Raw genomic sequence first — 19,590 nt, 5'->3', positions numbered from 1 at the left:
CGGCTCAGGCGGCCTCGGTGACCTCCGGCCTGGCCCCCGCCGGCAGCAGCCCCTGGCGCCGCGGCCTGCGGCCGAAGCGCGGCATGCCGAGGGTGATGAAGGCCTCCGCCTGCATCGCCGCGAAGCCGATCCTGGGCAGGTCCCTGGTGTTCGGGAAGACCAGGAAGCGCGGCTCCCACTCCGGCTGGAACTTCGCGTTGAACTTGTACAGCGACTCGATCTGGAACCAGCGCGACAGGAACACCAGCAGCCCGCGCCAGGCGCGCAGCACCGGCCCGGCGCCGATCCGCTCGCCGCGAGCGAGCGCCGAGCGGAACATCGCGAAGTTCAGCGACACCCGGCGCACCCCCATCGCCGGGACGGCCTGGAGCGCGGCGACGATCAGCAGCTCGTTCAGGCCCGGGTCGGCAGCCCGGTCACGGCGCATCAGCTCCAGCGAGATGCCGTCCTCGCCCCAGGGGACGAAGTGCAGCACCGCCTTGAGGTCGTCGCCGCTCTCGCCCTCCTCCGGCGCCTTGTGGGCGGTGACCACCACGCAGGCGTCGTCGCCCGGCTCGCCGAACCGGCCGAGCGCCATCGAGAAGCCGCGCTCGGTGTCGGTGCCGCGCCAGCGGGCCGCCGCGTCGGCGATCCGCTCCCGCTCCTCCCAGCCGAGCTCGGAGACCCGGCGGACCTGGCAGGAGTAGCCGTTGCGCTCGATCCGCTTGACCATCTGACGGACGTTGCGCATGGCCCGCCCGGAGAGCGAGAAGGAGGCGGTGTCGACGATCGCCTCGTCGCCCAGCTCCAGCGCGTCCAGCCCCGCCTCCCGGGTCCAGACCTCGCCGCCGACCTCGCTGCAGCCCATCACGGCCGGCACCCAGGCGTGCTCGCGGGCCTCGGCCATGAACACCTTGATCGCGCCCGGCCAGGCCTCGACGTCACCGACCGGGTCGCCGGAGGCCAGCATCACGCCGGACACCACCCGGTAGGAGATCGCCGCCTTGCCGGTGGGCGAGAACAGCACGCTCTTGTCCCGGCGCAGCGCGAAGTAGCCGAGCGAGTCCCGCTCGCCGTGCCGGTCCAGCAGGGCCCGGACCCGCACCTCGTCCTCGGCGGTCAGCTCCGGCTTCGGCTTCTCCGGCCGCAGCGCGAGGTAGGTGGTGGTGAAGGCGGTGATCAGCCCCATCGCGCCGAGCAGGTAGCCGACCAGGTCCTCCATCCGGTCCGAGTTGTAGTGCACCGGCCCCTCGAAGCCGAACAGCCCGTAGAGCACGTGCTCCAGCCGCTGGTCCAGGCCCGGGTGCCCCAGCTCGTACTTGGTCCGGGTACTGACGATCAGCAGGCCGATCAGCACGCTCACGGCACCCAGGACGACCAGGTTGACCACCGCGCGCCAGCGGGTGCGCGGGTCGGCCTTGGCGTAGAACTCGCGCCGGTGGACCAGCATGACCACGAACAGCACCAGCGAGATGACCGCCGGGCCGAGCTGGTGCCAGCGCAGCAGGTGCAGCGCCGCGCCCACCGGCAGCAGCACGCACACCACCCGCCAGGCCCGCCGCTTGCGCCGGCGCAGCGCGTGCGCGAGCAGCACCAGGAGCAGGCCGATCATCAGGGTGCCGGCCGCGGCCAGCGTCGTGGTGCCGCCCGGCAGCTGCCCGGCGAAGGTGTGCACCTTGGTGTGCCGGAGCTTGGGGAACACCGCGCTGGCGATGTCGACCAGTCCGATCAGCAGACAGGCGTAGCCGACCGCACCGGGGAGCCAGGCCCTCGGAACGGCGGCCGCTTGGGTACGAAGCGTCTGCAGGCCGCGACGGCGCTGCGGCTGCTCGGGGCTCGGCTCAACGGACACGGGAACGCTCATAGGAGTTCAGCGTAGAGGCTGTCGCGGGGTCTCCGGTCACTCCGGGGTGGGAGCCGTGATGGACCTTCATGCGTTTTCCTTCATCTGGCAAGACGCACACCAAGGAACCGGCAACGAAGGGTAAACCGGCGCCCCGGGGGCGCTGCGAAATTGAGCCGAGGGGTGGGTGCCGGGGGCCCCTCGCCGCGTGGCGCGACGAGCCCCCGCGTACGTGCTACGTACGGTGGACGCCGCATTTTAGGGCGTCGGTTGCGCGCGAGCGCCACCGGGATCCCGGGCCCGTCCCGGCGTCCGGACAGCCTAGCCGCGGTGGCCCGGGCTGACGCACCGCCAGACGATGAAACCTGCACTGTCAGTGTCCCACCGGAAGGCCGACAGCATGGAACTGACCAGCGACGCGCTGATGAACTCGCTGCTTGCCCTGGGTTCGGCCGCGCTCGTGATCACCCTGTGGCTGTGGCCGCGGCTGGCCAGGCAGCGCCCACTCCCGGTACTCGGCCGGGTCGGCCTGTTGACGCTGACTCAGGTGGTGCTGGTGTCGGTGCTGGCGCTCAGCGTCAACAACTCCTTCGGGTTCTACACCTCCTGGGACGACCTGCTCGGCTCCGGCGGCACCAAGCTCGCCCTCACCAGCAACGAGGCCCGCAAGGGCGGCGCGCCGGTCGGCGACGCGCTGGTCCAGCCGACCAACGAGGGCGGCATGGAGACGGTCGGGGACCTGCCCAAGGGGCCGCCCGAGGAGGTCGGCCGGGTCGAGTCGGTCCGGATCACCGGCAAGGAGACCGGACTGTCCGACCAGATGTTCGTCTATCTGCCGCCGGAGTACTTCGACCCCAAGCTCGCCCTGACCCGGTTCCCGGTGATGCTGGCGATCGCCGGCTACCCCGGCATCACGGTCAATCTGATGAAGGAGCTGCCGGTCGTCCAGCAGGCGGTGGAGCTCCAGCGGGCCGGCAAGATGCAGCCGACCATCGTGGTGCTGTCCCGCCCGACCCTGAACCCGCCGCGGAACACCGAGTGCGTGGACGTCGCCGGCGGGCCCCGCACCGAGACCTGGTTCACCAAGGACGTCCCCGAGGCGCTGCACTCCGCCTACCGGATCGGCCGCTCCCCCGCCTCCTGGGCCGTCTTCGGCTACTCGACCGGCGGCAGCTGCGCGTTCCGGCTGGCGATGCGCTTCCCGAACGTGTTCGGCGTCACCGCCGGACTGCACGGCGACGTCAAGGTCGTCGAGGACCAGTTCACCGGCGGCAGCCTGTTCGGCGGGGACCGGACGCTGACCGAGCAGAGCGACCTCACCTGGCGGCTGCAGAACCTGCCCGCCCCGCCGCTGTCGATGCTGGTGGTCTCCACCCGCAAGGAGGCCGACTACCCGCAGACGGTCCAGTTCGTCGAGCTGGCCCAGCAGGTGGCCGCCGGCAATCCGCAGTTCCAGGTGGAGTCGATGTACCTGGACGACGGCGGCCACAACTTCGACAGCTGGATCCGCGAGCTGCCGGCCACCCTGGAGTGGGTGGGCAACCACCTCGGCTGACGCCCTGCCGCTAGGACACCTGAGTGATTACCGGCGGGTCGGGCGCAGCGCGCGCCGCCGCGGGGGACGTATCGCGACCGCCCCGGCCGACCGCCGGGGCGGTCCCTGATCCGGGCAGGAGGCCCCATGCTCAGTACCCGATCGCTCTTCGAGGAGATCTACCGGAACGACGAGGCCTACCAGTTGTTCTGCAGCATCGCCGCCGGCGGCGAGGACCAGGGCGGCTGGGAGAACGAGCGGATCACCGAACTCACCCGTGACCCGGTCCTCGCCCCGAAGATCGCCCGGCACGGCGCCGACGAGCGCAAGCACGGCCGGATCTTCACCCAGCTGCTGCACAAGCGCGGCCTGCCCAAGGTCGACGTCCCCGCCGAGGCCGACTACTGCATGCTGCTGGAGCGGCAGGGCGTCGGCCTCGCCCACGAGCGGCTCACCACGGACATCCCGCTGACCGAGCGCGAGATCATCACCTATCTGGCGCACAGCCGGGTGACCGAGCAGCGGGCGGCCGAGCAGATGCGCCAGCTGGTCAAGGTGTACGGGGACAACCCCGACCTCGGCCGGGCGATGCGGATGATCTCGGCGGACGAGGACAACCATCTCGCCTACTGCCACGAGGAGCTGCTGCGGCTGTCCGCGGCGGGCCACGGGCCGTACATCCGGCACGTCCTGGAGACCTGCGCCCGGGGCGAGATCCGCACCCACCGGGACGTCGGGCTGGCGGTGACGTCCCGGATGGCCCGGATCCTCGCCTGGCCGCGCTGGCAGCTGGCCGTGGTCACGGCCGGCCTGCACGTGCTCTACCTCTACGACCTGCTGTACGGCTGGCGGCGGATGGTGCGGCTGCGGATGCCCGCCCGGCGCGACGCGCTGGGCACCCCGGCCCCGCCGCACGCCGGGCCCGAGCCGCTCTGAGCACACCCCCCGGCGGCCCCCCCGGCCGCCCGTGCGGAGCCGTCGCGACCCGGTCAGCGCCCGATGATGAGGCTCATCGCCTCGGCCCGGGAGGCCGGGTCGCGCAGCTGTCCGCGCACGCAGGAGGTGATGGTCTTGGCGCCGGGCTTGCGGATGCCCCGCATCGACATGCACATGTGCTCGCACTCCACGACCACGATCGCGCCGCGCGGCTCCAGGATCCGCATCAGCGCGTCGGCGACCTGGCTGGTGAGCCGCTCCTGCACCTGCGGCCGGCGGGCGTAGACGTCGACCAGCCGGGCCAGCTTGGACAGGCCGGTGATCTTGCCGCTGGGGGACGGGATGTACCCGACGTGCGCGACACCCCGGAACGGCACCAGGTGGTGCTCGCAGACGGAGGTCAGCTCGATGTCCTTGACCAGCACCATCTCGTCGTGGCCGAGGTCGAAGGTGGTGGTCAGGACGTCCTCGGGCTCCTGCCAGAGGCCCGCGAATATCTCCTTGTAGGCCCGCGCCACCCGGGCGGGGGTGTCCAGCAGGCCCTCGCGGTCCGGGTCCTCACCGACCGCGAGCAGGAGTTCACGGATCGCGTTCTCGGCCCGCTTCTGGTCGAACGTGCCGACGGTGGGGGGACCGTCGAGCGTCACCGGGTCGATCATGCGGGCCTCGCTAACTCGTTGGCGAACACGGGGTTGAACAGCACGGATGCCGCGCCTCCAGGGTACAAACCCTAGTGACGCGGCATCCATTCCGGCCATGCGCGCAGTTGAGCGGTTGATCAGCCCTCGGTGGGCGGCTCGACCGGCAGCTGCGGGAGCTTGACCACGTCGGCCGGAGCGGCCTCGGTGGCGCTGGCGCCGTTGGTGAGCGCCAGCTCCTTGGGCGACTGCACCGGCGGGCGGGTGGACGGCGTCCGACGGGCGGAGCCGGTCCAGGCCGGACGGGTCGGGCGCTTGACGATCGGCGCGAAGATCTCGGCGATCTGCTCCTTGTTGAGGGTCTCCTTCTCGAGGAGCTCCAGGACCAGGTTGTCGAGCACGTCGCGGTTCTCGACCAGGATCTCCCAGGCCTCGTTGTGCGCGCTCTCGATGAGCTTCTTGACCTCTTCGTCGACCAGCCCGGCGACCTCTTCCGAGTAGTCGCGCTGGTGGCCCATCTCACGGCCCAGGAACGGCTCCGAGGCGTCGCTGCCGAACTTGATGGCACCGAGGCGCTCGGTCATGCCGTACTGGGTGACCATGGCCCGCGCGGTGGCGGTGGCCTTCTCGATGTCGTTCGAGGCACCGGTGGTCGGGTCGTGGAAGACCAGCTCCTCCGCCGCGCGCCCGCCCAGCATGTAGGCCAGCTGGTCGAGCATCTCGTTGCGGGTGGTGGAGTACTTGTCCTCCTCCGGCAGCACCATGGTGTAGCCGAGGGCCCGGCCGCGGGACAGGATCGTGATCTTGTGCACCGGGTCGCTGTACTGGCAGGCCGCCGCGACCAGGGCGTGACCGCCCTCGTGGTACGCGGTGATCTTCTTCTCCCGGTCGGACATGATCCGCGTGCGCTTCTGCGGACCCGCCACGACGCGGTCGATGGCCTCGTCCAGGATGTTGTTGTCGATCAGCTTCTTGTCCGAGCGGGCGGTCAGCAGCGCCGCCTCGTTCAGGACGTTCGACAGATCGGCACCGGTGAAGCCGGGGGTGCGCTTGGCGACGGCCGAGAGGTCGACGTCGGGCGCGATCGGCTTGCCCTTCTGGTGCACCTTGAGGATGTCCAGACGGCCCTGGAGGTCGGGGCGCTCGACCGCGATCTGACGGTCGAAGCGGCCCGGGCGCAGCAGCGCCGGGTCCAGGATGTCCGGGCGGTTGGTGGCGGCGATCAGGATGACGCCGCCCTTGACGTCGAAGCCGTCCATCTCGACCAGCAGCTGGTTGAGGGTCTGCTCGCGCTCGTCGTGGCCGCCGCCGAGACCCGCACCGCGGTGCCGGCCGACGGCGTCGATCTCGTCGACGAAGACGATCGCCGGGGCGTTCGCCTTGGCCTGCTCGAAGAGGTCGCGGACCCGGCTGGCGCCGACACCGACGAACATCTCGACGAAGTCGGAACCGGAGATCGAGTAGAACGGCACCCCGGCCTCGCCCGCGACGGCGCGCGCCAGCAGGGTCTTGCCGGTCCCGGGCGGGCCGTAGAGCAGCACACCCTTGGGGATCTTGGCGCCGACGGCCTGGAACTTGGCCGGCTCCTGGAGGAACTCCTTGATCTCGTGGAGCTCCTCGACCGCCTCGTCCGCGCCAGCGACGTCGGAGAAGGTGGTCTTCGGGGTGTCCTTGGTGAGCAGCTTCGCCTTGGACTTGCCGAACTGCATGACGCGCGAGCCGCCGCCCTGCATCTGGTTCATCAGGAACAGGAAGACCAGCACGATGATCACGATCGGCAGCATCGACAGCAGGAGGCTGACGAGGGTGCTCTGCTTCTCGGGGCTGACGGTGTAGCCCTCGGTCAGCGTGCTCTGGTCGTTGTCGTTGATCTGCGCCTGCAGCTTGTCGGCGATGCCGACGCCCTGGTCCCCGATGTAGGAGGCCTGGAACTTGCTGCCGGACTGCGGCTTGCCGGTGCCCACTGCGGGCAGCTTCGCGCCGTCCTTGAGCTGAATCTTGATCGTGTTCGAGTCACCCGTGGTGATCTGCGCCGACTTGACCTGCTTCGCGTCGATCGCTGCGACGACCTGCCCGGTGTCCACCGTCTTGTAGCCGTTCGAATCCGAAACGACCTGCATCAGCACGATGACGGCGAGGACGGCCAGCACGATCCACATGATCGGCGCACGGAAGTATCGCTTAACGTCCATCCATGCGGGGCGTTGCCGCCCCGTCCCTCCTGCCACTCAACGGCGCCGCGGGGCTGTGGGCCACCGGCGCATTCGGTCAGTCAGTGCTCATGTGAAGAGCGGTTTTATTGGACCGTACCGCAGTACGCCCCCCACGTGGCGGGAGCACGGCGATACGACGTTCTTCTATGGTCCCCCGATCCAACGGGCGGGAACAGGATCCTGTTCCCGCCCGTCGTCCGAACGGGTTCTCAGCCGCCGTAGACGTGCGGGGCGAGGGTGCCGATGAAGGGGAGGTTGCGGAGCTTCTCCGCGTAGTCGAGACCGTAGCCGACCACGAACTCGTTGGGGATGTCGAAGCCGACGTACTTGACGTCGATCTCGACCTTGGCCGCGTCCGGCTTGCGCAGCAGGGTGCAGACCTCCAGCGAGGCCGGGCCGCGCGAGCCCAGGTTGCCGAGCAGCCAGGACAGCGTCAGGCCGGAGTCGATGATGTCCTCGACGATCAGCACGTCGCGGCCGGCGATGTCGGTGTCCAGGTCCTTCAGGATCCGGACCACACCGGAGGACTTGGTGCCCATCCCGTAGGAGGAGACCGCCATCCAGTCCATGGTCACCTGCGAGTGCAGGGCACGGGCGAGGTCGGCCATGACCATCACGGCCCCCTTGAGGACGCCGACGATCAGCAGGTCCTTGCCTGCGTAGTCCCGGTCGATGCGCTCGGCCAGCTCCAGGAGCTTCGCGTCGATCTCGTCCTTGCTGATGAGCACCTTCGCGAGGTCAGCGCCCATGTCGTTCTGGTCCACCGGGGATACGTCCTCAAACGTGTCGGGGTCTGGATGGCCGGTGGCCGGCTCCCCCGGGCATACCCGCCCGTCAGTCGCCCTGCCGCCGAAAGACCAGCGTGCCACACCGCCGGGTGGCTTCGACGCCCCCGGGTAGGTGCAGGGGTCCCTGACCCCGCCATCCGGTGACCAGCAGGTCGATCGTCTCCAGGTGCCGGGCGAAGAGGTCCCCGGCCGGACAGCCCGCCCGCAGCGCGGCCCGGCGCAGCACCCGGCGGCGCACGGCGGGGGGCAGCTCGGAGAGTTTCCCGGCGTCCAGGGTGCCTTCGCCCGTACGGATGTCGCGCTCGGCCAGCGCGGCCCACTGGTCCAGGGCGTCGGCGTCGTCGCGGAACAGCCGGGCGGTGCGGGCGAGGGCCTCGACCACGCCGCCGCCCAGGTGCTTCTCCAGCACCGGCAGCACCTCGTGGCGGACCCGGGAGCGGGTGTAGGCCGGGTCGCAGTTGTGCGGGTCGTCCCAGACCTGGATCGCCTGGGCGGAGCAGGCCTGCCGGGTGGCGGCCCGGTCGAGCTCCAGCAGCGGGCGGCGGTAGCGGCCCTTCTGGGCCGGCATGCCGGCCAGCGAGCGGGCGCCGGACCCCCGGGCCAGGCCCAGCAGGACGGTCTCGGCCTGGTCGTCGCGGGTGTGGCCGAGCAGGACGGCGACCGCGCGGTGGCGCTCGGCGGCGGCGTCCAGGGCCGCGTACCGGGCGTCCCTGGCGGCGGCCTCGGGACCGCCCTCGCGGCCGACCCGGACGGCGACCGCCTCGACCGGGTCGAGGCCGAGCTCGCGCAGCCGGTCGGCGACCTGGCCGGCCCGCTCGGCGGAGCCCGACTGGAGGCCGTGGTCGACGGTGACGGCGCCGACCCGCAGACCGATCTTGGGGGCCTCGAAGGCGGCGGCGATGGCGAGCGCCATGGAGTCCGCGCCGCCACTGACGGCGACCAGGACCAGCGGCGAGCCGGGCGCGGCGGGGGTGCGGGGCAGCCCGGAGGGGTGGCGGTGGGCGTTGCCGATCAGCGTGGTGCCGACGGCGGCCGACAGCGCGGCGGCGGCCACCGGCACGCCGGGGACGCGCTCGCGCGGCTCGCGGGCCGGCGCGGTGAAGGTGGAGCCGGCCTCGGCGGCGAGGTCGGCGAGGGTGCGGCGTACGGCCAGGCGTATCGCGGCTACAGCGGGGTGTGGGCCCACGGCGGACGACTCCTCGACGGAGGGGGGACAGGACTGCGGTGGGCGCGGCGGGGACCGCGCTTCCATGAGCACCCTGTTACCGGGCGCTCACAGATGGTGGCAGAAAGGAGGCACCCGCTACGCCACCCGCGCCACCGGTACGACCACCGTCCCACGTTCGGGTGAATGAAGAAACGTATCTTCACCCGCCATGTGCACGACTGGACCACTCGTGCGAACGGATCCGACCGCCTCCCGGTCCCGCCTCCCGGTCCCGCCCGGACGGGGCCGTCAGCGGCCCACCCGGGCGACCCAGGCGGCGGGGTCGTGGATCTCGTCCTTGGTCGGCAGGGTGTTCGGCGAGGTCCAGACCCGGTTGAAGCCCTCCATGCCGACCCGTTCGACCACACCCCGGACGAAGACCGCCCCGTCCTGGTACTGGCGGAGCTTGGCGTCCATCCCGAGCAGCCGGCGCAGCACCAGGTCCAGCCGGTTGGCGCCGCGGTCCCGGCGCTGCTGGAACTTCTCCCGGATCTCGGCGACGCTCGGCACCACGGCCGGGCCCACGCCGTCCATCACCACGTCCGCGTGCCCCTCCAGCAGGGACATCACGGCGGTCAGCCGGCCGAGGATCTCCCGCTGGGCCGGCGACTGGACGATCTCCAGCAGGCCGGCCGACGGGGCGTCGCCGCCGCGGCCGCCGAGGCCGGGCAGACCGGCGCCGAGCGAGCCGGCCGCGTCCCGCAGCCGCTCCACCAGCGCGCCGGGGTCGACGTCCGTCTCGGCCAGGAAGGACTGCACCTCGGACTGGATGTGGTCGCGCAGCCAGGGCACCGCGGTGAACTGGGTGCGGTGGGTCTCCTCGTGCAGGCAGACCCAGAGCCGGAAGTCGGCCGGGTCGACGTCCAGCTCCCGCTCGACGTGGACGATGTTGGGCGCCACCAGCAGCAGCCGGCCCGGACCGGGGCCCTCGGGGCCCAGCCGGGGCTTGTCGAACAGCGCGGCCGGGCTGTCCGGCGCCTCCAGCGAGGGCTCGGCCGGGGCGAAGGTCTCGTACTGGCCGAGCACCTTGGTCGAGAGGAAGGCCAGCAGCGCGCCGACCTCGATACCGGTGGCCTTCTCCCCCACCGTGCCGAGCACGGCGGAGGCCGAACCGCCCGTCCGGCGCGCCTGGAGCTTCTCCACCAGCGGCTGGACGATGGTGCGGAAGCCCGCCACATTGGCCCGCACCCAGCCGGGGCGGTCCACGATCAGCACCGGGGTCGCGGCGGCCTCGGCCAGGCTGCTGGACCGCATGCCGGTGAACTCCCGGACGTGCTCCTCCGCCGCCAGGGCGTGCCGGCGCAGTTCGGCGACCACCGCGGCCGCCTCGGCCCGGCTCACCTCCGGCCCCGGCCGCACCAGCCTGGTCGCGGTCGCGACCGCGAGATTCCAGTCGACCATGTCGGCCCCGCCGCTCGCGCTCGTCATGCCCTTTACCGTACGTGCTCCCGTGCGCCTGGGGGAGCCGGAACGGGCGGTCAATGGCGGCCCGGTGGCCGACCCGTGGCCGCTCAGTGGCAGCCGCAGGCCGCCAGCCTGGCCACCACCCGGTCCATCGCGGCGCGGGCGGTGTCGACGGGGGCGCCGGTCCGGGTCATCAGGGCGAAGGCGAGCAGCCTCCCCTCGGCGTCCACCACGGTGCCCGCCAGGGTGTTGACGCCGCTGAGGCTGCCGGTCTTGGCGCGGACCAGACCGGCCGCGTCGGCCGCCCCGGAGCCGGCGCCGAAGCGCTTGCCGAGGGTGCCGGTGAAACCGGCGATCGGCAGGCCCGTCAGCACCGGACGCAGCGTCGGGTGCTGCGCCGAGGCGGCCAGGGCGAGCAGCTTGACCAGGACCGCCGGCGGGATCGCGTTGCCGGGGTGCAGACCGCTGCCGTCGTTGAGCACCACGCCGGTCATCGGCACGCCGAGCCGGGTGAGCTCCTGGGTGACGGCGGTGGCGGCGCCATCGAAGGCGGCCGGCTGGTGGGCCGCGATCGCGGCCTGGCGGGCGATCGCCTCGGCGAGGGTGTTGTCGGAGGTGGTCAGCATCCGCTCGACCAGCCGGGCCATGGTGGGCGAGTCCACCCGGCCGAGCACGGGGGCGTCGGCGGCGGCCGGGGCGGTGGCGGCCTTCGCCTTGCCCTGGACGGTGACGCCCTGGGCCTTGAGCAGATTGGCGAAGGACTCGGCGGCCGCGCCGGCCGGGTCGGTGACCCGGGCGGGGGCGTCGGCGAGGCTCTTCGGGTCGGTCTTGCCCTCGTCCACCATCAGCGGCGTCACCGCGGCGATGTTCTCGCCGTCGTGGTTCTTGTGCAGCAGCGGGCCGGAGTAGAGCGAGACGTCGTAGTCGAGCGCGACGGTGGTGGTGCCGGCGGCCTTGAGGGCGGCGGCGGTCTGCCGGGCCAGTGCGTCCAGCGAGGCGGGGGCGGTGTCCGGGTCGGCGGGGACGCCTGCGACCTGCACCTGGTCGGCGGGGAGCGCGGTCAGCGTCGGGTCACCACCACCCACGAGGGTGATCCCGCCGGTCGCCGCGTTCTTGACGACCCGGGTGGCCAGCCGGGTGTCCCCCGGGATCAGCGAGAGGGCCGCGACCGAGGTGGCCAGCTTGGTGGTGGAGGCGGGGGTGGCGGCGGTGTTCTCCCCCTTGCCGTAGAGGAGTTGGCCGTCGGCGGCGTCCGCGACGGCGAGGCCGACGGTGCCGAGGTTCTGGTCGGTGAGCACGGTGGCGAGCGCCTGCTGGAGGCCTTGCGCGGTGGGCAGTCCGGCACCCGGACCGGCCTCGGCGGCGGTCAGCACGGCACCGGCCGGGGCGGGGCGGGCGACGGCGGAGGGCTTGGCGGACGCGGGGGCGGAGGTGGAGGCAGATGCGGACGCGGAGGCGGGCGGGGTGGAGGCGGCGGTGGACGGCGGGGTGGTGGTGGGGCGGCCGGAGGTACTGGCCGGGCTCCCGGGCCGACCGGACTCCTCGCCGCGGTCCCCCTTGTCCCCCTTGTCGCCCCGGTCGCCCTTGTCCCCCCGGTTCTCCTTGTCGTCCCTCCGGCCGTTGCTCTCGTCCTGGTCGCCCCGGGTGCCGCCGGCCCCCGGTCCGCCCGGCGAGGCCGATCCGGACGGCGGCGCGGACGGCAGCGCGGACGCGCCTCCCGCCCCCAGCACCGTCGCGGCGACCAGCAACGACGCCCCGAACAGCCCAGCGGCCGTCCCCCCGCGCCGGCGCCCCGACACAGCCCCTGCTCGCACCGACCCGGCCCCTTTCCTGAGCACTCACTCCCGTAGGAGACACTTGGATTCTGTCAGTCCCTACCTTGGAGGAACCGTTGGAGTTCGACGTCCTTATCGAAATCCCTAAGGGCTCTCGTAACAAGTACGAGGTCGACCACGAGACCGGTCGCCTTCGGCTCGACCGGATGCTCTTCACCTCGACCCGCTACCCGGCCGACTACGGCTACGTCGAGGGCACCCTGGCGGACGACGGTGACCCGCTGGACGCCCTGGTCATCCTGGACGAGCCGACCTTCCCCGGTTGCCTGATCAAGTGCCGTGTCATCGGCATGTTCAAGATGACGGACGAGGCCGGCGGCGACGACAAGCTGCTCTGCGTCCCGGCGACGGACCCGCGCTGGGAGCACCTGCAGGACATCCACCACGTGTCGGAGTTCGACCGTCTGGAGATCCAGCACTTCTTCGAGGTCTACAAGGACCTGGAGCCCGGCAAGTCCGTCGAGGGCGCCAACTGGGTCGGCCGCGCCGAGGCCGAGGCCGAGGTCACCGCGTCGATCAAGCGCCTGGCGGAGCAGGGCGGCCACTGAGCCGTCCGCCCGTCTCGTGCGTCCGGCGGTCCGTCCGCCCGGGCGCTTCGAGGTAGGCGAGGCAGTCGAAGGCCGGGGTTCGCGGAGTGATTCCGCGGGCCCCGGCCTTCGCCGTTCCCGGGGCCGGGCGAGGATGGGTTCCCGACACCCTGTCGGTATAACGCGGCCTTAGGTTAGGCTAACCAAAGCAATCGGGGACGTACTCGACCACTGGAGGCCCGCATGCCCACTCCCGAGCAGCCCGTAGTCCCGTTCTCCACCGTGCTGCGCACCGCGAGCAGCGCCGAGCACGAGGCCGCCGAACAGTCCTCGTTCATGAGCCGCCTGCTCGGCGGGCACCTCGGGATCGAGGCCTACGCCGACCTCACCGGCCAGCTCTGGTTCGTCTACCGCGCCCTGGAGGAGCGGGCCGAGGAGCTCGCGGAGCACCCGGTGGCCGGGCCGTTCGTGGACACCACGATCCTGCGCACCGCCGCCATCGAGCGCGACCTCGCCCACCTGCGGGGGCCGGACTGGCGCGAGGGCCTCGTCCCGCTGCCGGCCACCGCCGCGTACGTCGCCCGGCTGGAGGAGCTGGCCCGCGAGTGGCCGGCCGGCTGGATAGCGCACCACTACACCCGCTACCTCGGCGACCTGTCGGGCGGTCAGATCATCCGCGGCATCGCCGAGAAGACCTGGGGCTTCGAGCGCAAGGGCGACGGCGTGCGGTTCTACGTCTTCGAGCAGGTGGAGAACCCGGCCGCGTTCAAGCGCGACTACCGGGCCAAGCTGGACGCCGCCGGACTGGCGCTGGACGAGATCGAGCTCCGCCGGGTGGTCGAGGAGTGCAAGCGCGCCTTCCAGCTGAACGGCGCGCTCTTCCAGGACCTGGACACCCGGTACCCGCTGAGCGCCTGAGCAGCTGGGCATCCGAACGCCTCGGAGCAGGAAGTCGGCCGGACCGACTTCCTGCTCCGAGGCGTTTCGGCGGGTTCCCTCGGGGGCTCCGGCGCTGTGCGGCGGCGCCCGTTACTGGTACTGATGGGGCGTGCGCTTTGACAACGTCCCGATACCGCCGTCCATCGATGCCAGGCCCCGCGATGTGCGCGGCTACCCCGTTCCGGCGATCACGCCGTGGGAGGGCGAGCAACCCCAGTTCGCGCTGACGGACTACGGCCGCAGCGCGGACTGCGCGCGCGGGCGGCTCTGTTCGGTCTGCAACCTGCTGATGCCCAAGGGGCCGGTGTGGCGGGTGGTCGGTGAGACGGAGAGCACCGCGATCGCCGAGGCGCTGGCGGCGGGGCGCCCGTACCGCAATCTCTCCCCGACCATGGAGGGGCCCGGCCACCGCGCGTGCATGCTCTACGCCTCGATGGTCTGCCCGTACCTGGCCCGGCCCAACGCGCGGCGCAGGCAGTCGGCCGAGCAGCCCGACGAGATGACCGGACACGTCGTCCGGGGCACGGTGCGCGGCACGACGGGCGCCGTGGTGGGCTTCGCCGACTACGAGTACGGGATCACCGAGACCCGGGTGCTGTTCCGCTTCATCGACGTGGTGGAGTTCCTGCCCCACGACAATGCGGACGAGCACCTCGCCGACCTGAGAACGGAGTTGGACCGCCTGGCCGGTAACTGACCCGGCCGGGCGGTCCAACGGTGCTCGTGCGCCTCGCTGTCAGCCGCGGTAGGCCGGCAGGCCGACCCGGCTGGTGACCACGGTGGGCTTGGCGGCACCGCTCGCCGGGAGGGTGACGATGCCCTTGGGCGTGCGGGCGGCGATGGTCCGGCCGTCCGGCGAGAAGGTCGGCTGGGTGTAGTCGGTGGTGGCCTTCGGAGTGAGGTCCTTGGCGGTCTTGTCGCCCCGGCCCTGCACGAACAGGTGGTCGTGGCCCTGCACGGAGCGGACGAAGACGACGTCCTCGCCGTCGGGCGAGACTGCGGGCTGGGAGCCCTTGGTCAGCACGTCGGTCTGCGAACGCAGGACCTCGTCGCGGATGTAGACGGTGCCGTTGTCGACGTTGGCGAAAACGCTGGTGCCGGTCTTGCTGCTCGCGTTCGGCCAGATGTTGCCGGTCTGCGGCAGCGGGTTGTCCTCGCCGCTCCAGACACTCAGATCGGTCGGCTGGCCCTGGACAGCCGCAGCGGGAACGGTCTTCAGCTGGGAGACACCGTTCTTCCTGGCGACGAAGACGATGCTGTTCCTGGCGGGCGACTCCGCCTCCGGGACGGCCGCGACCGCGTGCCAGGTCGGGTGGTTCCAGTTCTGTCCGCCGGGGTTCTTGGCCACGGTGACCCGGTTGCTGCCGTCCGCGTCGGAGACGACGAGGTTGCCCGAACCGTCGATGAAGACGGCCTTGTTGCCGTCCGGGGACCAGGTGAGGTCCCGCACGACGGTGCGGAAGTCGACCGTCTTGCCGTCGATCTGCACGTACCGGGTGCCGTTGCTGACGGTCAGCACGTTGTGCTTCAGCCCCTTCGCACCCGCGGCACCGAGCGAGGCGGCCTGGGCGGCCGGGCTGACGGTGGCCACCAGGCCGAGCGTCAGGGCGGCGACGGCGGCGAACTTCGCGGCGCGGGACGAGGACTTGCGGAACGAAAGGGCCTTGCTCATGATCTGTTCCCCCTGGAACGACGTGATGATCCGGTGCTGCGCCAGAGCTTCGTCCGCCACCCCGGCGGACTGTCGTCCGCTTGTTCGGCCCCTCGCTGCTCTGTGCGATGAGAGAAGCCTGTCAGCCGTCCTTCGCTGATCTGTGCGCCAACCGTCACGGACGTGAAACAGCGTCACGCGATCTGCACAAATGGGACGGAGCAGGAGGTCAGAACGGTCGACCTCCCGCTCCGAGGCGTTCATCCGGCCTTGTCGGGGGCGCCGTCCGTGGGGGCGTGCGGCGCCCGGCACCCGCGGCAGAGGATCGGTGGTGGGGGCGGGCCGATCCTGAGCGCGGTGACGACGCCGGTGATCACGGTGGCGATGGCGAGGGCGAGGAGGGCGGCGAAGGCCGCGCCGACGAGGAAGGTGGTCATTCCCGGGCCGCTTCGCGGAGGAGCGCGAGGAGGTTGAGGAGGGTGGCGACGGAGGTGTCGCCGAAGTCGACGAGGAGGCGGCCGTCGACGGTGGCGCCGTTGACGGCGGCGGAGCCCCAGCGGATACCGAAGGGCGCGCCCCGCTCGTGGAGTTCACGGAGGAGGGAGGTCACTTCGGGCTCGGTGTAGGTGCGGAGGTAGGGGTCGTGCGGTTCGAGGGGGGTGTTCACGCGGCGGCGTCCAGCTCGAACCAGGCGACCTTGCCGGTCTTGGCGGGGTCGACGCCGAAGCGGTGGGTGAGGGCGCGCACGAGGTGGAGCCCGCGTCCGGAGAGCGAGTAGAGGTCGGCGGGGAGGGAGGGGGAGGGCAGGTCCGGGCAGTCGTCGCACACGGAGACCCGGAGCACGGCGGGCCGGAGGCAGACGAGGACGGCGGGCGCCTGGCAGCCCGCGTGCTGCCAGGCGTTGATGTACAGCTCGTGAAAAGCGAGTTCGGCGTCGTCGATGACGTCCGGCGGCCAGCCGGCCGAGAGGAGGGCGGCCCGGAGTTCGGCACGGGCGAGGGAGCAGTCGGGCGGGTCGATGGCACGCATGACAGACCTCCGAGGGAGAGGCAGGGGGAGGAGGGAGAGAAGAGGCATCAATGGGCAGAACTGGCACAGTCCACCCAAAGCCTCATAGACGGACACTTGCTGACGATCCGTCCGATCCTTGTGAGGTAGACCATACGGCACATCGACTTAATTTTAGGTAGTTCTCTGGGAGATTCCCCCTCCCGGGGGACAGATGGCCTCACCCTCGAGCTTCACGGCACACTGTGAGCACAGGACATCGAGAGGACGCCATGCCGGGCCGTCTGAACCCCACGCTTCGCCAGCGCCGCTTGGGTACCGAACTGCGAAGAATGCGCGAGCAGGCAGGACTCCGAGGCAGCGAACTCGCCCACTCACTGGGCGTAAGCGCAGCCCAGGTGACACAGATGGAGAACGGAAAGACCAGTGTCAACGCAGACCGACTGCGCACGATCGCAGCGGCATGCAAGTGCGCCAACGAGCCGCTCGTCGAAGCTCTGATCGACTTCACCGTGCCACGCTCGAAGGGCTGGTGGGAGCGGTACCAGGGGAAGCTGTCGACGGATTTCCTCGAGGTTGCGGAGATGGAAGCCCATGCCTTGAAGATCTACACCTGGGCCACCACATACGTTCCGGGTCTTCAGCAAACTGGTGCCTACGCTTCTGCAGTCTTCGGTCGCATCTCGCCCCCACTGCCTCAGCGCGACATCGACACCAGGACGGCGTTCCGAGCTCAACGCCAGCAAGCTCTCCGATCCAGCGGAACGCCACACGTGTCCTTCATCCACGAAGCGGCTCTGAGAATGCAGTTCGGCGGTCGGAAGGTCCTTGCCGAGCAGCTCGACAGCCTGGTCAAGGACTCCGAGGCCGGGACCAGCTCAGTGAGAGTGGTCCCGTTCGATATGGACACCTTCCCAGGTGCAGGGGAGAACATCATGTTCGCCGAAGGGCCGGTCCCGGAGCTCGCAACGCTTCAGATGGACACAGCCCAGGGCGTTCTGTTTTTCGACGCTCCAGCGGACCTGGCCAGCCACCGAGCAACCTTTGCTCGCCTGAGCGCTCTTGCGCTGTCCGACGACGAGTCGCGCACTTTCATTCGATCCATCAGGGGCCAACATGAGTAAGTCCATATGGCAGAAGTCCAGCTTCAGCGGCGCGTCCAACGAGTGCATCGAAGTACGGGTATCGGATGAACTGGTCGAACTCCGGGAATCCGACGACGGCGACGTCATCCTTCACGCCACCCCGGCCGCCTTCGCCGACCTCCTCAGCACCGTCAAGAGCGACGGACTCAACCACCCCGCATAGCCGACTCCTGCAAAGCGCTGTGGCCCCTCGCTCGGATCGAGCGAGGGGCCACAGTTGTTCAAGCCAGCTGTCAGGCGCCGAGGGTCGCGCGGCGGCGGCGGGCCAGGGCGGTGGCGCCACCACCCATCAGCAGCAGGCCGGCGGCGGTCGCCACCAGCGGGACCACCGGGGTGTCGGAACCGGTCGAGGCCAGCACGCCGCCACCACCGAGCGACGACGAGCCGCTGCCGGTGGTGGTGAGCGAAGCGCCACCGACCGTGCCGCCCGTGCCCGAACCGGTACCCGTGCCAGTACCGGCACCGCTACCGGTACCACCGGCCGCACCGCCGGTGGTCGTGCCCGTGCCACCGGCCGTGCCGCCGCTCGGCAGCTGGGCGTTCTTGTCGAAGGCCAGCGACACAGTCACCGGGTCGAGCGCCTCGCCCGCCTTGTAGTTGGCGAAGGCCGGCACACCCTCCGCCGTCAGCTTGGCCGGGACGGCGTTGAGCGTGACCACGCCGTTGACCGGGGCCAGGCTCGCCTTGGAGAGGTCCAGCTCGGCGATCCGGGCACCGGACAGCGTGCTCGTCTTCCCGTCCAGGGACTTGGCGTTGACATCGGCCGTCAGGAACGCGCCGTCCTTGTTGATGCTCAGGCCCAGCTTCGAGAAGGTGGTGTCCAGCTGGTAACCACCGCCCTCACCCGGGTGCCCGAGGAAGCGCACCGACCCGGCGAAGCCCACCGACAGCGCGTGGGTCTTGGTGTTGTACGCGCCCTTGGCCCCGTTGAACCGGTAGTCGGCCGCGCCGCCCGCGAACTCGACCTTGCCGTTGGCCACCGGGCTCTGCAGGTACTTGCGGAAGCTCTCCTTGACCTGCCAGTCCAGGGTGCCGTTCACCACGGCGAGCTCACCGGTGCCCGCGGTCGGTGCCGTGGACGGGCTGCCGGTCGCGGAGGGCGAGTTGGTCGCGCTCGGCGAACCCGTGGCGGTCGGCGAGGAGGTCGCCGTCGGGGACGAGGTGGCCGTGGGCGAGGACGTGGCCGTCGGCGAAGCCGTAGCGGTGGGCGACGCCGTGGCGGTCGGCGAGGCGGTCGCCGTCGGGCTGCCGGTCGCGGTCGGCGTGGCGGTGGCCGTGGGGGTCTGCGTCGGCGTGGCGGTCGGGGACGGCGTGGCCGGGCTCTGCTTGAGCAGCAGCGACAGCGGGTCCACGTCCGACCCGGCCGCGTAGAAGCCGGCGAAGGCCTTGGCGCCCTCCTCGGTCAGCTTCGCCGCCGTCGGCACGCCGTTGGTGGTGTCCCGGCCGACCGTGAAGGTCACCAGCGGGACGTCGTCGCGCCGTGTGACGTCCGGCGCGCCCACGACCTCCTTGGACGCGGTGTCGGCGGTGAGCGTGCCGACCGTCCCGGCGGTGGTGATCTTCAGGTCGCTCAGACCCACGTCCAGCGCGCCGTGGTGGGCGGTGAACCGCACACCACCGGTGAAGGCGGAGGTCAGCGCGTGGCTGCCCATGTCGTAGCTCGCGCTCGCCAGCCCGAAGTGGAAGCTGCCGTCGGCGTTGGTGGTCGCGCCGCCGCTCAGCTCCACCGCGCCCTGGCCGACCGGCCCGGTGACGTAGCTCCGGAAGCTGGCCTTGACCCCCCAGTCCAGCGAGCCGGTGTCGTAGGTGACACTGCTCGGCGCGCCGGCGCCGAAGGCCAGGACCGGGGCGCCGAAGGCGGTCAGGCCGAGGCCGGCGGTGACGGCGGCCAGGGCGGCCATCCGGGTGCGGTTGCGGGACATGGGGGTCTCCGTTCGGTGAGC

The 19,590-nt window shown here is 71.3% G+C and carries 19 protein-coding genes; 7 read left to right on the top strand and 12 right to left on the bottom strand.

Annotated features, from left to right (window positions below; all coding sequences use genetic code 11):
• Positions 1-4: 4 nt before the first annotated feature.
• A complete protein-coding gene (locus IF01_RS0134595) occupies positions 5-1,843 on the bottom strand; it encodes a phosphatidylglycerol lysyltransferase domain-containing protein (RefSeq protein ID WP_078880556.1) in 1,839 nt (612 codons plus the stop codon).
• Between the two features lie 379 nt (positions 1,844-2,222).
• On the opposite strand from IF01_RS0134595, the gene IF01_RS0134590 reads away from it, so the two are divergent.
• Positions 2,223-3,377 carry an alpha/beta hydrolase gene (locus tag IF01_RS0134590; protein WP_030397571.1) on the top strand — a complete coding sequence of 385 codons (1,155 nt, stop codon included), beginning with the start codon at positions 2,223-2,225 and terminating at the stop codon, positions 3,375-3,377.
• Positions 3,378-3,503: 126 nt separating this feature from the next.
• Positions 3,504-4,292, top strand: a complete 789-nt coding sequence (locus tag IF01_RS0134585; RefSeq protein ID WP_030397570.1) for a ferritin-like domain-containing protein — start codon at positions 3,504-3,506, stop codon at positions 4,290-4,292.
• A gap of 53 nt (positions 4,293-4,345) precedes the next feature.
• Here IF01_RS0134585 and folE read toward each other — a convergent pair whose 3' ends face one another.
• The 6 genes from folE to dacB all read right to left on the bottom strand — a co-directional run bounded on the left by folE (position 4,346) and on the right by dacB (position 12,356).
• Positions 4,346-4,951, bottom strand: coding sequence for a GTP cyclohydrolase I FolE (folE, locus tag IF01_RS0134580; protein WP_030397569.1), 606 nt, complete (start codon positions 4,949-4,951; stop codon positions 4,346-4,348).
• Between the two features lie 119 nt (positions 4,952-5,070).
• Positions 5,071-7,122 carry an ATP-dependent zinc metalloprotease FtsH gene (gene ftsH / locus IF01_RS0134575; RefSeq protein WP_030397568.1) on the bottom strand — a complete coding sequence of 684 codons (2,052 nt, stop codon included), beginning with the start codon at positions 7,120-7,122 and terminating at the stop codon, positions 5,071-5,073.
• Positions 7,123-7,352: 230 nt separating this feature from the next.
• A complete protein-coding gene (hpt, locus tag IF01_RS0134570) occupies positions 7,353-7,907 on the bottom strand; it encodes a hypoxanthine phosphoribosyltransferase (protein WP_030059589.1) in 555 nt (184 codons plus the stop codon).
• A gap of 70 nt (positions 7,908-7,977) precedes the next feature.
• Positions 7,978-9,117 (bottom strand): tRNA lysidine(34) synthetase TilS, encoded by a 1,140-nt coding sequence (gene tilS / locus IF01_RS0134565; protein WP_030397567.1) that lies wholly within the window; start codon positions 9,115-9,117, stop codon positions 7,978-7,980.
• Between the two features lie 270 nt (positions 9,118-9,387).
• Positions 9,388-10,566, bottom strand: a complete 1,179-nt coding sequence (locus tag IF01_RS0134560; RefSeq protein ID WP_030397566.1) for an Rv3626c family coenzyme F420 biosynthesis-associated protein — start codon at positions 10,564-10,566, stop codon at positions 9,388-9,390.
• 83 nt (positions 10,567-10,649) lie between these two features.
• Positions 10,650-12,356, bottom strand: coding sequence for a D-alanyl-D-alanine carboxypeptidase/D-alanyl-D-alanine endopeptidase (gene dacB / locus IF01_RS0134555; protein WP_167349792.1), 1,707 nt, complete (start codon positions 12,354-12,356; stop codon positions 10,650-10,652).
• 77 nt (positions 12,357-12,433) lie between these two features.
• On the opposite strand from dacB, the gene IF01_RS0134550 reads away from it, so the two are divergent.
• The 3 genes from IF01_RS0134550 (at position 12,434) to IF01_RS0134540 (ending at position 14,540) form a co-directional block, all read left to right on the top strand.
• On the top strand, positions 12,434-12,925 hold the full coding sequence (locus tag IF01_RS0134550) for an inorganic diphosphatase (RefSeq protein WP_030397564.1): 492 nt from the start codon (positions 12,434-12,436) through the stop codon (positions 12,923-12,925).
• 222 nt (positions 12,926-13,147) lie between these two features.
• Entirely contained in the window at positions 13,148-13,822 is a 675-nt protein-coding gene (locus tag IF01_RS0134545) for a biliverdin-producing heme oxygenase (RefSeq protein WP_030397563.1), read from the top strand.
• A 130-nt stretch (positions 13,823-13,952) separates the two neighbouring features.
• Positions 13,953-14,540, top strand: a complete 588-nt coding sequence (locus IF01_RS0134540) for a hypothetical protein (protein ID WP_030397562.1) — start codon at positions 13,953-13,955, stop codon at positions 14,538-14,540.
• A gap of 39 nt (positions 14,541-14,579) precedes the next feature.
• On the opposite strand, the gene IF01_RS0134535 is transcribed toward IF01_RS0134540, so the two are convergent.
• The 4 genes from IF01_RS0134535 to IF01_RS0134520 all read right to left on the bottom strand — a co-directional run bounded on the left by IF01_RS0134535 (position 14,580) and on the right by IF01_RS0134520 (position 16,523).
• The gene (locus IF01_RS0134535; RefSeq protein ID WP_157855432.1) at positions 14,580-15,515 is read right to left on the bottom strand and encodes a TolB family protein; all 936 of its coding nucleotides are present in this window, start codon (positions 15,513-15,515) and stop codon (positions 14,580-14,582) included.
• A 239-nt stretch (positions 15,516-15,754) separates the two neighbouring features.
• Positions 15,755-15,931, bottom strand: a complete 177-nt coding sequence (locus IF01_RS48675; RefSeq protein ID WP_157855431.1) for a hypothetical protein — start codon at positions 15,929-15,931, stop codon at positions 15,755-15,757.
• Entirely contained in the window at positions 15,928-16,161 is a 234-nt protein-coding gene (locus tag IF01_RS0134525; RefSeq protein WP_030397560.1) for a hypothetical protein, read from the bottom strand. Before IF01_RS0134525 ends, IF01_RS48675 begins: the two co-directional genes overlap by 4 nt.
• Positions 16,158-16,523, bottom strand: coding sequence for an ATP-binding protein (locus tag IF01_RS0134520; RefSeq protein ID WP_051756789.1), 366 nt, complete (start codon positions 16,521-16,523; stop codon positions 16,158-16,160). The genes IF01_RS0134525 and IF01_RS0134520 overlap by 4 nt, the downstream gene beginning before the upstream one ends.
• A gap of 251 nt (positions 16,524-16,774) precedes the next feature.
• Here IF01_RS0134520 and IF01_RS0134515 point away from each other — a divergent pair, with 251 nt between their 5' ends.
• Positions 16,775-17,626 carry a helix-turn-helix domain-containing protein gene (locus IF01_RS0134515; protein ID WP_030397558.1) on the top strand — a complete coding sequence of 284 codons (852 nt, stop codon included), beginning with the start codon at positions 16,775-16,777 and terminating at the stop codon, positions 17,624-17,626.
• Entirely contained in the window at positions 17,619-17,810 is a 192-nt protein-coding gene (locus IF01_RS0134510; protein WP_030397557.1) for a DUF397 domain-containing protein, read from the top strand. The genes IF01_RS0134515 and IF01_RS0134510 overlap by 8 nt, the downstream gene beginning before the upstream one ends.
• Positions 17,811-17,880: 70 nt before the next feature.
• On the opposite strand, the gene IF01_RS0134505 is transcribed toward IF01_RS0134510, so the two are convergent.
• Positions 17,881-19,569, bottom strand: a complete 1,689-nt coding sequence (locus IF01_RS0134505; protein ID WP_030397556.1) for an HtaA domain-containing protein — start codon at positions 19,567-19,569, stop codon at positions 17,881-17,883.
• Between the last annotated feature and the right edge of the window lie 21 nt (positions 19,570-19,590).

Source organism: Kitasatospora purpeofusca, assembly GCF_000718025.1.
GTDB lineage: Bacteria > Actinomycetota > Actinomycetes > Streptomycetales > Streptomycetaceae > Kitasatospora > Kitasatospora purpeofusca.
Note: the sequence above shows the minus strand (reverse complement) of the source record. Positions and strands in the feature narration are given on the sequence as shown.